Annotated in this window: 9 protein-coding genes and 2 pseudogenes; 6 read left to right on the top strand and 5 right to left on the bottom strand. The window is 68.9% G+C overall.

Translation table 11 applies throughout. From position 1 onward, the window contains the following. Positions 1 to 394: pseudogene (locus tag KRX52_RS09680) on the top strand (IS110 family RNA-guided transposase); the annotation flags it as partial. A gap of 363 nt (positions 395 to 757) precedes the next feature. On the opposite strand, the gene KRX52_RS09675 reads toward KRX52_RS09680, so the two are convergent. Then, positions 758 to 1681: a 1-phosphofructokinase family hexose kinase gene (locus tag KRX52_RS09675; protein WP_217681532.1), complete on the bottom strand. Its 924-nt coding sequence runs from the start codon at positions 1679 to 1681 to the stop codon at positions 758 to 760. Between the two features lie 242 nt (positions 1682 to 1923). On the opposite strand from KRX52_RS09675, the gene KRX52_RS09670 reads away from it, so the two are divergent. The 3 genes from KRX52_RS09670 to KRX52_RS09660 all read left to right on the top strand — a co-directional run bounded on the left by KRX52_RS09670 (position 1924) and on the right by KRX52_RS09660 (position 5836). Then, complete coding sequence (locus KRX52_RS09670) at positions 1924 to 2406, top strand: cytochrome C (protein ID WP_217681531.1); 483 nt, start codon at positions 1924 to 1926, stop codon at positions 2404 to 2406. 429 nt (positions 2407 to 2835) lie between these two features. Next, entirely contained in the window at positions 2836 to 4047 is a 1212-nt protein-coding gene (locus tag KRX52_RS09665) for a nitrate/nitrite transporter (RefSeq protein ID WP_217681530.1), read from the top strand. A 118-nt stretch (positions 4048 to 4165) separates the two neighbouring features. After that, positions 4166 to 5836, top strand: coding sequence for a bifunctional protein-serine/threonine kinase/phosphatase (locus KRX52_RS09660; RefSeq protein WP_217681529.1), 1671 nt, complete (start codon positions 4166 to 4168; stop codon positions 5834 to 5836). A gap of 41 nt (positions 5837 to 5877) precedes the next feature. On the opposite strand, the gene KRX52_RS09655 is transcribed toward KRX52_RS09660, so the two are convergent. The 4 genes and pseudogenes from KRX52_RS09655 to KRX52_RS09640 form a co-directional block, all read right to left on the bottom strand. Beyond that, on the bottom strand, positions 5878 to 6699 hold the full coding sequence (locus tag KRX52_RS09655; protein WP_217681528.1) for an alpha/beta fold hydrolase: 822 nt from the start codon (positions 6697 to 6699) through the stop codon (positions 5878 to 5880). A 160-nt stretch (positions 6700 to 6859) separates the two neighbouring features. Next, the gene (locus tag KRX52_RS09650; protein ID WP_217681527.1) at positions 6860 to 8062 is read right to left on the bottom strand and encodes a 3-oxoadipyl-CoA thiolase; all 1203 of its coding nucleotides are present in this window, start codon (positions 8060 to 8062) and stop codon (positions 6860 to 6862) included. After that, a complete protein-coding gene (locus KRX52_RS09645) occupies positions 8059 to 9582 on the bottom strand; it encodes a 3-hydroxyacyl-CoA dehydrogenase (protein WP_217681526.1) in 1524 nt (507 codons plus the stop codon). The genes KRX52_RS09650 and KRX52_RS09645 overlap by 4 nt, the downstream gene beginning before the upstream one ends. Before the next feature lie 52 nt (positions 9583 to 9634). Beyond that, positions 9635 to 9886 (bottom strand): annotated as a pseudogene (locus KRX52_RS09640) (FAD-binding protein); the annotation flags it as partial. A 330-nt stretch (positions 9887 to 10216) separates the two neighbouring features. On the opposite strand from KRX52_RS09640, the gene nirB reads away from it, so the two are divergent. Together nirB and nirD are read left to right on the top strand one after the other, a co-directional pair. Continuing rightward, positions 10217 to 12670 carry a nitrite reductase large subunit NirB gene (gene nirB / locus KRX52_RS09635; protein WP_217681525.1) on the top strand — a complete coding sequence of 818 codons (2454 nt, stop codon included), beginning with the start codon at positions 10217 to 10219 and terminating at the stop codon, positions 12668 to 12670. After that, the gene (nirD, locus tag KRX52_RS09630; RefSeq protein WP_217681524.1) at positions 12667 to 12993 is read left to right on the top strand and encodes a nitrite reductase small subunit NirD; all 327 of its coding nucleotides are present in this window, start codon (positions 12667 to 12669) and stop codon (positions 12991 to 12993) included. The genes nirB and nirD overlap by 4 nt, the downstream gene beginning before the upstream one ends. The last annotated feature ends 33 nt before the right edge of the window (positions 12994 to 13026 follow it).

Below are 13026 nucleotides of genomic sequence, written 5' to 3'. Positions count from 1 at the left end.
GCGAAGACGAGCGGGTGGAGCGACTGATGCAGGTCGAGGGGATTGGCCCGATCACCGCCACGGCTCTCGTCTCGGCGGTGGGCGATGCCCGGCAGTTCAGCAGTGCCCGACAGTTTGCCGCCTGGCTGGGCCTGGTGCCCCGCCAGCACTCCAGTGGCGGCAAAGCGCGGCTGGGCTCGATCAGCAAGCGCGGCGATACCTACTTGCGCACCTTGCTGATCCACGGTGCCCGAGCGGTGCTCAAGCACTGTCTGGACAAGGCGGATCGACGCAGCGAATTCAGCGCCTGCTGTGTCGACGCAACAAGAACGTCGCCACGGTTGCCCTGGCGAACAAGAATGCCCGGATCGTCTGGGCGATCCTCAGCCGGGGCGAGGTGTACAGTCCCGGCTGAGGGCGAGGGGCAGGCCATACTCTGCCCGGTACCAACGAGGCGTTAGCTCCACCACGATTGCACAGTGACATGCAGTGATGACAAGCCGGTCGAGCCGGCATGTGTGAAGCCTGCAGTTGCCTCGGGCCCTCTTCACTGCAAGGCCGATAGGGCGGTCAGGCGCACATGAGCGGATCTTCATCATGGCTCGGGGCATCCGATGGCCCATCAGAAGCCGGATATACGGAAGCAGTCGTACCACGCTTGTCGAAACAGCATTTCGCTGGCAAACCGGGGGGAGTCCATATATGGCAACTCGCGCAGCGATTGTCCACCGCAGGCCGCGTAACGGCGGACAAGGCTTCGCCGTTGCCACCCTACGTCTCACCCTCGGTACAACTGTTCGACATCCTCCGCCCGACACAGCTCGGTGCCTGGGCGCATGATGGTCGCCGAGCCGGCGGCGATGCCGTAGCGCACCGCCTCGTGCAGGCTCCAGCCTCGGCTCAGGGCCAGCACCGTGGCGCCGACCATGCTGTCGCCGGCACCCACCGCACTGCACACCGGCACGTCCAGCGGCGGGAAACGTTCGATACCCGCCTTGCTCGCCAGCACGGCGCCCTCGCCGCCCAGCGACAGCACGATGATCTCCGCCACGCCGCGCTCGATCAGGCTGCGCAGCGCCGCTTCCTGCGCGGCCTCGCCTTCCACCTTGCCCCTCGCCAGCGTGGCCAGCTCGCTCAGGCTCGGCTTGAGCAGATGGATGCCGCCCTGGCCGGCCGCGTACTGCAGCGCCTCGCCCGAGCAGTCGAGCACCAGGTGCGCGCCGATGCGCCGCGCCAGCGCGGCCACCGCATCGAAGAAGCTCAACGCCACGCCGGGAGGGAAGCTGCCGCTGAGCACCACATAGGCGGGCAACGGATCGAGCGCGGCGATGGCGTCCAGGCAGGCCTGCTGTTCGGCCTCCGCCAGGGTCGGGCCGGGCAGGACGAAGCGGTACTGCCGCCCCGTGTCGCCCTCGTCGACGGTGAAGCTCTCGCGGGTGTCGCCGGCAATCGGCACCCGCACCTGCACCACGCCGAGCGCCGCCAGCATGCGCTGCAGCATGTCGCCGAACGGACCGCCGGCCGGGTAGACCGCCACGGCATCGCCGCCGAGGGTATCGACCACCCGCGCCACGTTGATACCGCCGCCACCCGGATCGTAGTGCGGCAGGCTGCAGCGCAGCTTGCGGGTCGGCTCGACCCGCGGGGTGCCGGTCGATAGATCCATCGCCGGATTGAGGGTCAGGGTGACTATGCGGGACATCGCGTGCTCCAGGCGGTTCGGTCGGCAGACAGGCGACCGGACCAAGGGACTTTCCAGCCTTGCGGTCGGCCATGGCCCATTCTGCCCCAAGCGGCCGTCATGAACCAAAAAGGCCCGGAGCGCACCGCCATGCCCCAGCGCGCAAGCGCGGCAACCGCCCATCGGCCAGGCGCGTCCCGGGCAGCGGGCAGTGGCGGCCTTGTTGCGCTATACCTGTTGCGTGTCCATGACCGGAGAACGCCATGTCGCCCCTTGCCCGCGCACTGCCCATCGCCTTCACTGCCCTGCTGCTGAGTCCGCTGACCTTGGCCGACAATGCGCAGCTCGAGCGCGGCCGCTATCTGCTGCAGATCTCCGGCTGCAACGACTGCCATACCTCCGGCTACCTGATGGCGCCGGGCAAGGTGGCCGAAAGCGACTGGCTCAAGGGTGACAACCTCGGCTGGTACGGTCCCTGGGGAACCACCTACCCCAGCAACCTGCGCCTGGTGCTGCCCAAGCTCAGCGAAAGCCAGTGGCTGACCATGGCGAGAAGCGCCAACTATCGCCCGCCGATGCCCAACCTGACCCTGCAGCGCATGACCGACGAGGACCTGCTGGCCATCTACCAGCTGGTCAAGCATCTCGGCCCGGCCGGCGAGCCGGCACCGATGGCCCTGCCGCCCGGCGACATGCCCGAGGGGCCGGTGGTGATGTTCCCCATGCCGCCAGCCAAGCCCCAATAGGCCACCCCTCCCCGCACGCCCTGTCGCGGCGCACCATGCGCCGCCACGCCTCTTTTTGAATCACGCCCATCCCCCACCGCCAGCGGCACAGCGCTTGTCTCCTGCCTTTTAGTGCGTTGGCACAGCTATTGCTGAGTATTTTCCATCGGCAGCCAATGGCGGCTGCTCGACTGACGACAAAGGCGTCGCATCACCCAGCTCCGGCTGGCGTGCTGCGACGCCTTTTTTGTTTGGCGCCCCAATGCCCGGGGCGGGCCGCTGTCGCGTGATCCGCGCAGCAACCCAGTAACCCTTTCCCCTTTGGGTGGCGATGCCACCAGCGCCAGGCCACCAGCCCGGCGTTATCCGGGGGTTGGCGCGGCCTGTCGACCAGGCTCGGTTCCGCGCCAGCCACCCGGCCTTTTGCGAACTTTGGATTCGAGGTGTCAGATGAACACGAGTTTCTGGAAAGCCGGCCATACGCCAACCCTGTTCGCCGCATTTCTCTATTTCGACCTGAGCTTCATGGTCTGGTACGTGCTCGGCCCGCTGGGCGTGCAGATTGCCGCCGACCTCGGGCTGACCACCCAGCAGCGTGCCATGATGGTCGCCACGCCGATCCTCGCGGGTGCGGTGCTGCGCTTCCTGATGGGCATGTTCGCCGATCGCACCTCGCCGAAGACCGCCGGCCTGGTCGGCCAGGCGATCGTCATCGCCGCCCTCGCGGTTGCCTGGCTGCACGGCGTGCACAGCTACGAGCAGGCCCTGCTGCTCGGCCTGTTCCTCGGCTTCGCCGGAGCCTCCTTCGCCGTGGCGCTGCCACTGGCCTCGCAGTGGTATCCGCCGCAGCACCAGGGCAAGGCCATGGGCATCGCCGGCGCCGGCAACTCCGGCACCGTGCTCGCCGCCCTGTTCGCGCCGGTGCTGGCCAGCGCCTTCGGCTGGGGCAACGTGTTCGGCCTGGCGCTGATCCCGCTGGTGCTGACCCTGATCATCTTCGCCAGCGTGGCCAGAAACGCGCCGGAGCGGGCCAAGCCGAAGTCCGGCGCCGACTACCTGAAGGCGCTGACCGACCGCGACAGCTGGTGGTTCATGCTGTTCTACAGCGTCACCTTCGGCGGCTTCCTCGGCCTGGCCAGCACCCTGCCCGGCTACTTCCACGACCAGTACGGCTTCGACCCGGTCAAGGCCGGCTACTACACCGCAGCCTGCGTGTTCGCCGGCAGCCTGCTGCGCCCGCTGGGCGGCGCGCTGGCCGACCGTATCGGCGGCATCCGCACCCTGCTGGTGATGTACACCGTGGCCTCGCTGTGCCTCGCCGTGGTCGGCTTCAACCTGCCCAGCTCGACCGCCGCGCTGGCCCTGTTCGTGGTCGCCATGCTCAGCCTGGGTGCCGGCAACGGCGCGGTGTTCCAGCTGGTACCGCAGCGCTTCCGCCAGTCGATCGGCGTGATGACCGGGCTGATCGGCATGGCCGGCGGCATCGGCGGTTTCGCCCTGACCGCGGGCCTCGGCGCGATCAAGCAGGCCACCGGCGACTACCAGCTCGGCCTGTGGCTGTTCGCCGCCCTCGGCGTGGTCGCCTGGATCGGCCTGCATGGCGTCAAACTGCGCTGGCGCACCACCTGGGGCTCGGCGGCGGTGACCGCCGCACGGGTCTAACCCTGTAGGGGGCGCCGCGCGCACCGGGGCCACACCTCGGTGCGCGCGGTGCTGCCTGCCGCCCGCCCACTGGGTGCGCACGGCGCACCCTACCCCTCCAGACACCACGGACACCGCCATGCCCCTGCAACTCACCATCGGCGAAGCCAGCGCCACTGGCCCGCGCAGCGAGAACCAGGACGCCCTGCGCGTGGTGACTCCAGCGCCGGCGCTGGCCGCCAGCAAGGGCCACCTGCTGGCCCTGGCCGACGGCGTCAGCCAGTGCGCCGACGGCGGCCTGGCGGCACGCGCCACCCTGCAGGCGCTGGCGCTGGACTACTACGCCACCCCGGAAACCTGGCCGGTGGCGCAATCGCTCGACCGCCTGCTGCTGGCCCACAATCGCTGGCTACAGGCGGCCGGCGGTGGCCAGCCGCTGCTCACCACGCTCACCGCGCTGGTGCTGCGCGGCCGGCGCTTCACCCTTGCCCACGTCGGCGACTGCCGCGCCTACCGCTGGCACGCCGGCCAGCTGCAGCGCCTGACCAGCGAGCACGTGTGGGAGCAGGAAGGCATGCAGCACGTGCTCAAGCGCGCCCTCGGCCTCGACCAGCACCTGGTGATGGACTATCTGGACGGCGACCTGCAGGCCGGCGAAAGCTTCCTGCTGGTCAGCGACGGCATCTGGGCGGTACTCAACGACTCGCTCATCCGCAGCATCCTCGAAGCCGAGCCCGAACCGCAGGCCGCCGCCACCGCGCTGGTCGGCGCCGCCCACCGCGCCGGCAGCCAGGACAACGCCAGCGCCCTGCTGGTGCGCATCGACGACCTGCCGCAAAGCAGCTTGGCCGACGCCCTCGCCCGCCTGCAGCAGTGGCCGCTGCCACCACGCCTGCGCGACGGCCAGGAGTTCGAGGGCTGGCAGGTGGAACGCCTGCTCGGCGAAAGCCGCCAGTCGCTGCTCTACCGGGTGCGCGACGGCCAGGGTCGCCCCTGGCTGCTGAAGACCCTGACCCCGGCGCTGGCCGAGGACCCGCACACCCAGCAGGCCCTGCTGCTGGAGGAATGGTTCCTGCGCCGCGTGGCCGGGCGCAGCTTTCCCGAGGTGCACGGCCTGGCGCAGCGCCAGCACCTGTACTTCGTCATGCGCGAATACGCCGGGCAGACCCTCGCCGCGCGTATGGAGGAGCAGGGCCCGCTGCCGCTGGCCGACTGGCTGGCGCTGGCGCGCAGCCTGCTGCGCGCGCTGGGCCAGTTGCACCGGCGCAATATCCTGCACCGCGACATCAAGCCGGAGAACCTGTTGATCGGCAGCGACGGCGAGCTGCGCCTGCTCGACTTCGGCCTGGCCTACTGCCCCGGCCTGTCCGAGGACGAGGCCCACAGCCTGCCGGGCACCCCCAGCTACATCGCCCCGGAGGCCTTCGCCGGCCAGCCGCCGGACGAGCGCCAGGACCTGTTCGCCGCCGGGGTCACCCTCTATCGCCTGCTGACCGGCCACTTCCCCTACGGCGAGGTCGAGGCCTTCCAGCAGCCGCCGAACCGCGCGCCGACGCCAGCCAGTCGCTATCGTCCGGACCTGCCGGCGTGGCTCGACGAGAGTCTACAGAAGGCACTGGCCAACAACCCGGCGCAGCGTTTCGAGACCAGCGAGGAATGGCTGCTGGCCCTCGACCAGGGCGAGCGCCGCGCCCAGGACCTGCCGGCCCGTCCGCTGCTGGAGCGCGAGCCGCTGAAGTTCTGGCGCGGCCTGGCGCTGCTCTCGCTGCTGGTCAATCTGGCGTTGCTGGTGTTGCTGCTCAGGCCTTGATAGCTAGACCAGGCACCGAGGGCAGCCGGCGAGCGCCGCTATCAGCAGCCGCAGGCATGCGCTGCGGCATGTGAATCGCGCGGGACGAACCCGCTGTGCAGCAGAAACTCCCCGATCAAGCGCAGGGTCGCTTCTCCCGCCTCGCGGTGCGGGATGTGCCGGCAGTCGTCGAGCAGTTCGGTCCGGCAGGGGCCGGCGACGGTACGGGCGATGCGCGCCAGCTGTTCGGCGGTGGCGTACTGATCGCCCTCGCCCTGGAAGGCCAGCAGCGGTACACGGATCTGCGCCAGCTCGCGGTCGAGGTTCCAGGCGGCGAACTCGGGACGCTGCCAGGTATCGACCCAGCCATGGAAGACGCCCTCGAGGTTGGCGCCGTGGTAGGCGCGCAGGCGCTCGAGCAGATCGCTGTTGCGAAAATGCGCGTCGGCCGCGCGGATGCCCGCCAGGGTGGCCTCTTCCACGATGACATGGGGCGCCATGGCGACCACGCCGCGCACCCGCGGATCGTTGCGCGCGGCGTAGGCCAGGGCAATCGAGGCGCCGTCGCTGTGGCCGACCAGCACCACGTTCTCGAGGTCGAGGGCTTCGAGCAGCGCGCCCAGCTCATCCGGGCAGCCGGTGCTCAGGTAGTCGAGCGGCCGCGGCTCTCGCGCCGGGCTGGAGCGGCCGTGGCCCTGGCGGCTGTAGGCCAGCACCGCGCAGCCGCTGTGCTCGGCCAGTTGGCGGGGAAAGTCCTTCCAGTGGGCCACGCCGCCTAGGGCCTCGTGCAGCAGCACCAGGGTCGGCAGTCCCGCCGTTCGGGCCGGAATCTGCAGGAATTCGAGACAGGCGTGGGGCAGGTCGAGCCACTCGACAGCATGCATGGGGAACGCTCCTGATTGTTCTTGTCGTCGGCGACTGTGCCGCACTTCGGGCCTCGCCGGCCAGCCCCGGGGCATGGGTAAACCACTGCTCGCCCCCGCAGTGGCGCCCGCAGGTGGCGGGCCACACTCTCGCGAGTGACAGCAAATCCTGGACAGGCTCTCAGTCCAGGCGCTCGATGACGCAGGCTATCCCCTGCCCCAGGCCGATGCACAGGCTGACCAGCGCATGGCGCCCGCCCGTGCGTTCCAGCTGGCGCAGCGCGGTCAGCGCCAGGCGTGCGCCGGAGGCACCCAGCGGGTGGCCGAGGGCGATCGCGCCGCCATTGGGGTTGAGGCGCGGGTCATCCCAGGCCAGGCCCAGCTCGTGGGTGCAGCCGAGCACCTGGGCGGCGAAGGCCTCGTTGATCTCGATCACATCCATATCGGCCAGGGTCAGGCCGCTGCGCTGAAGCACCTTGCGGATCGCCGGCACCGGGCCGAGGCCCATCAGGCGCGGCTCCACCCCGGCGATGGCGCCGACCAGGATGCGCGCCCGCGGCTTGCACTCGAACCGCTCGCCGATGGCCTTCGAGCCGATCATCAGCGCGGCGGCACCATCGTTCACCCCGGAGGCATTGCCGGCGGTGACCACGCCGCCTTCGAACAGCGGGTTCAGCCGCGACAACGCCTCGAAGGTGCTTTCCGGACGCGGATGCTCGTCGCTCGCCACCACTTTCGGCGGCTGCTTGCGGCCCTGCGCCACCTCAATGGGCAGGATCTCGCCGCTATAGAAGCCGGCCGCGGCGGCTGCGGCGTACAGCTGCTGACTGCGCGCGGCATACTGGTCGGCCGCCTCGCGGCTGATCTCCAGCGCATGGGCGACGTTGTCGGCGGTTTCCGGCATGGAGTCGGCGCCGAACTGCGCCTCTACCCGCGGATTGGGGAAGCGCGCACCGATGGTGCTGTCGAAGGCGCGCAACTCGCGGGCATACGGGCTTTCACTCTTGGCCAGCACGAAGGGCGCGCGGCTCATGCTTTCCACCCCGCCGGCGACGAACAGCTCGCCTTCGCCGGCACGCACGGCTCGCGCGGCATCCAGCACCGCAGCCAGTCCCGAGCCACACAGGCGATTAACGGTGAGACCACCCACCGACAACGGCAGGCCGGACAACAGGCCCACATGCCGCGCCACGTTGCGCGCGTCCTCGCCGGCCTGGTTGGTGCAGCCGGCGACGATGTCCTCGTAGGCCTCGCCGGCGAACGGATTGCGCGCCACTAGGGCGCGCACCACGCTGGCCAGCAGGTCGTCCGGACGCACCGCGGCCAGGGCGCCGGCATAGCGGCCAAAAGGCGAACGCAGGCCGTCGTAGATATATGCAGTCATGCCGATGGCTCCTGATCTTCGGGGGCAGTGAGCGTCAGGCCGAGCTGCACGCGGCGACGCAGCCACGGACTGACCCGGTAGCGCGGCTCCTGATACTGCTCATGCAGTTCGTGGAGGATCTGCTCGACACGGGCCGCGCCAAAGTGCTCGCCAAAGCCCAGCGGGCCATGCGGATAGCCCAGCGCCAGCTGCACGGCACGGTCGAGTACCGCCGGAGAGGCGATGCGCCGCTGGGCGATCTCGCAGCCCAGATTGACGATGCTGGCCAGCACGCGCTGGGCGACGAAGCCGGGCGAATCGTTGATCACTTCCACCGGCACGCCATCGGCGCCCAGCGCCTGACGGGCCTGGGCCAGCAGCTGCGGGTCGAGGCCGGGCTGGCGCATCAGCACGCGGCGCTTGGCGAAGCCCGCGAGGGTTTCCAGCGCCAGGCTGCGCGCAGCGGGCAGCTGCTGGCGGGCGAGCAGGCTGCTGGTGTCCTCGCCCAACGGCGTCACCAGGCAGATGGCCTGCGCCGAAGGCCGGGCGCCCTCTTCCAGCACGGCGCCGGCCGCGGCCAGCACCTTGGCCACCTGCTCGCGCACCTTGGCATCGCGGCTGTCCAGCCAGAGCGGCCGCTCGATGGCTACCGGCGCAGGCACCGGTTCCGCTTCGAGCTGGATCTGGCCGTCGACATAGCGATAGAAGCCCTGTCCGCTCTTGCGCCCGAGCAGGCCGGCGGCGATACGCGGCGGCACCAGGTAGGACGGGGTGTAGCGCGGGTCCTGGTAGAACTGCTGGTACACCGACTCCATCACTGCGTGGGCAACGTCCAGGCCGATCAGGTCGAGCAGCTCGAACGGCCCCATGCGAAAGCCCAGGCTGTCGCGCAGGATGCGGTCGATCTGCGCCGGCGTGGCCACGCCCTCGGCGAGGATGCGCAGCGCCTCGGTGCCGTAGGCGCGGCCGGCGTGGTTGACCAGGAAGCCGGGGGTGTCCGGGGTGGTCGCCGGGAAGTGCCCGGCCTGTTCGGCCAGGGCCGCCAGACGCTGAATCACCGCCGGGTCGGTGCGCTCGCCGCGCACCACCTCGACGATCTTCATCAGCGGCACGGGATTGAAGAAGTGGAAGCCGGCGACCCGCTCGGGATGCTGGCAGCCGCTGGCGATACGGGTCACCGACAGCGACGAGGTGTTGGTCGCCAGCACCGCGTCGACGGCGACCAGCCCTTCCAGCTCGCGCAACAGCGCCTGCTTGGCCTCGAGGTTTTCCACGATGGCCTCGATCAGCAGGTCGCAGCCGGCCAGCTCCTGCAGGCTGTGCGCCGGGAGCATCTTCGCCAGCGCCGCATCCAGCACGTCCGGACTCAGCTTGCCTTTGGCCGCCGCCCGCTCGAGCATGTCGCGGTTGTAGGCCAGCGCCTGGTCGATGGCTTCGCGGCGGCTGTCATGCAGCAGCACCTCCACGCCCGCCGTGGCAAACAGCTGGGCAATGCCGCGCCCCATCGTGCCACTGCCGATCACGCCAATTCGGTTGAACATCTTGCCTCCTTCGCTTGTACCTCACGGGCCCGACACAGAGCTGCTGGCCGAACTCCGGCACCACTTCGAACAGGTCGCCCACCAGACCATAGTCGGCCACCTGGAAGATCGGCGCCTCCTCGTCCCTGTTGATCGCCACGATCAGCCTGGAATACTTCATGCCCGCCAGGTGCTGGATGGCACCGGAGATCCCTACCGCGATGTATAGCTCCGCCGCGACGATCTTGCCGGTCTGGCAGACCTGCATGTCGTTGGGCGCGAAGCCGGCATCGACCGCCGCGCGTGAGGCACCGACGGCGGCGCCGCTCAAGGTTTACTGCAGCGGCCGCGCTTACGACTCTCCCGCAGTGGTGACCGCCGCACGCGCACCATAACGAAGCAATCCGCCTCATGGCGGTGCCGAAAAGCCGGCTGAGCGCCCGCGGGATTCTCTGTAGTCCCGATTGCACGCCACTTCCCCGAAGTTGGCACAACACCTGCACTAACTCTTTCGACAATTCACATAGGCACAACCCTCAACGGCGAGGGAGGTGCTTCCCGAGCGATTCGGGGATCGGACAAAGGCGTCCTGCTGGCAACGGCAGGACGCCTTTTTTGTTTTTCGCAGGACGGTTGGCACGACGGGAGAGAAACCATGAGCAAGCTCAAGCTGGTGATGGTCGGCAATGGCATGGCTGGGGTGCGGACCCTGGAGGAGCTGCTCAAGCTCGCGCCGGACATGTACGACATCACCGTGTTCGGGGCGGAGCCGCATCCCAACTACAACCGTATCCTGCTCTCCCCGGTGCTGGCCGGCGAACAGACCTTCGCGGAGATCGTGCTCAACGACCTCGACTGGTACCAGGACAACGGCATCGACCTGCGCATCGGCTGCAAGGTGGTCGACATCGACCGGCGCAACCGCAAGGTGATCGCCGCCGACGGCAGCGAGGTCGCCTACGACCGCCTGCTCATCGCCACCGGCTCCAATCCGTTCATCCTGCCGGTCCCCGGCAACGATCTCGCCGGGGTGATCGGCTATCGCGACATCGCCGACACCGAGATGATGATGGCGACTGCCAAGACCCACCGCCACGCGCTGGTGATCGGCGGCGGCCTGCTCGGCCTGGAGGCGGCCAACGGCCTCAAGCTGCGCGGCATGGATGTCACCGTGGTGCACATCGGCTCCTGGCTGCTCGATCGTCAGCTGGACAGGACCGCCGGCCAGTTGCTGCAGACCGCCCTGGAGGCGCGCGGCATCCAGTTCCGCCTCAACACTCACACCGCCGCCCTGCTCGACAACGGCGACGGCCGGGTGTGTGCCGCCCAGTTCAAGGATGGCGACGTGGTCCCCGCCGACCTGGTGGTGATGGCCGCCGGCATCCGTCCCAACACCGAGCTGGCCGAACGCGCGGGCCTGGCCTGCAACCGCGGCATCCTGGTCAGCGACACCCTGCAGACCTTCGATCCGCGCATCTACGCGGTCGGCGAGTGCGCCAGCCACCGCGGCATCGCCTACGGCCTGGTCGCCCCGCTGTTCGAGCAGGCCAAGGTGTGCGCCAACCACCTGGCCCAGTTCGGTATCGGCATGTACCAGGGCTCGGTGACCTCGACCAAGCTCAAGGTGACCGGCATCGACCTGTTCTCCGCCGGCGACTTCATGGGCGAAGACGGCACCGAGACCATCACCCTCTCCGACCCGATCGGCGGCGTGTACAAGAAGCTGGTGATCAAGGACGACGTGCTGGTCGGCGCCTGCCTGTACGGCGACACCGCCGACGGCGGCTGGTATTTCCGCCAGGTTCGCGAGCGCGCCAATATCAGCGAGATCCGCGACCACCTGATGTTCGGAGAAAACACCATTGGCGACGTCGGTCACCAGGGCCAGCACAGCACCGCGAACATGCCCGACGACATGGAGGTGTGCGGCTGCAACGGCGTGTGCAAGGGCGCCATCGTCAAGGCCATCCAGGAGAACGGCCTGTTCAGCGTCGACGAGGTGAAGAAGCACACCAAGGCCGCCAGCTCCTGCGGCTCCTGCACCGGGCTGGTCGAGCAGATCCTGATCAGCACCGTGGGCGGTGCGGCGGACGTCAAGCCCAAGAGCGAGAAGGCCATCTGCGGCTGCAGCGACCTCAATCACGGCCAGGTGCGCAAGGCGATCCGCGAGCACCACCTGCTCGCGATGGCCGAGGCCATGGCCTTCATGGAATGGCGCACCCCCAACGGCTGCGCCACCTGCCGCCCGGCGCTGAACTACTACCTGATCTCCACCTGGCCGGGCGAGGCCAGGGACGATGCGCAGTCGCGGCTGATCAACGAGCGCGCCCACGCCAACATCCAGAAGGACGGCACCTACTCGGTGGTGCCGCGCATGTGGGGCGGGGTGACCAACGCCGCCGAGCTGCGGCGCATCGCCGACGTGGCCGACAAGTACAACGTGCCGATGGTCAAGGTCACCGGCGGCCAGCGCATCGACCTGCTGGGCATCAAGAAGGAAGACCTGCCGGGCGTCTGGCAGGACCTGGACATGCCCTGCGGCCACGCCTACGCGAAGTCCATCCGCACCGTGAAGACCTGCGTCGGCAGCGAGTTCTGCCGCTTCGGCACGCAGAACTCGACACAGATGGGCATCGACCTGGAGCACGCGCTGTTCGGCATGTGGTCGCCGCACAAGGTCAAGCTGGCGGTCTCCGGCTGCCCGCGCAACTGCGCCGAGTCGGGGATCAAGGATCTCGGCATCATCGGCGTGGATTCGGGCTGGGAGCTGTACATCGGTGGCAACGGCGGGATCAAGACCGAGGCCGGCGAGTTCTTCGTCAAGCTGAAGACAGCCGAGGAAGTCATGGAGTACAGCCTGGCCTTTCTCCAGCTGTACCGCGAAGAGGCGTTCTACCTGGAGCGCACCGTGCACTACCTGCACCGCGTCGGCCTGGAGCACATCAAGAAAGCGGTTCTCGAAGACGCCGGCAAGCGCCAGGCGCTGCATGCGCGGCTGCTGTTCGCGCTGTCCTTCGAGCAGGACCCGTGGCAGCAGCAGGTCGCCACCACGGTGCTGAGGAAGGAGTTCGAGCGCATCCCTGTCGTCCTTGAGGAGACCACCCGATGAACTGGCTGGATATCTGTGCCCTGGAAGAGATCAACGTGCTCGGCGCCCGCGTCGTCGCCGGCCCCAAGGGCGACATCGCCCTGTTCCGGACCTCCGCCGATGAAGTGTTCGCCCTCGACGACCGCTGCCCGCACAAGGGCGGCCCGCTGTCCCAAGGACTGATCTACGGCAAGCGCGTGGCCTGCCCGCTGCACAACTGGCAGATCGACCTGGAAAGCGGCGAAGCGCTGGAGCCGGACGTCGGCTGCACGCACAAGTACCCGGTCAAGGTCGAGAACGGCCGGGTGCTACTGGCCCTGACGACCATCGGCGAATGCGCCTGACCCTGCGGGAGCCACCTGCCGGCTCCCGCGACC

It is taken from the genome of Geopseudomonas aromaticivorans (assembly GCF_019097855.1).
In the GTDB taxonomy this organism is placed as follows: Bacteria; Pseudomonadota; Gammaproteobacteria; order Pseudomonadales; family Pseudomonadaceae; genus Geopseudomonas; species Geopseudomonas aromaticivorans.
This window is presented reverse-complemented; position numbering and strand designations above follow the sequence as displayed.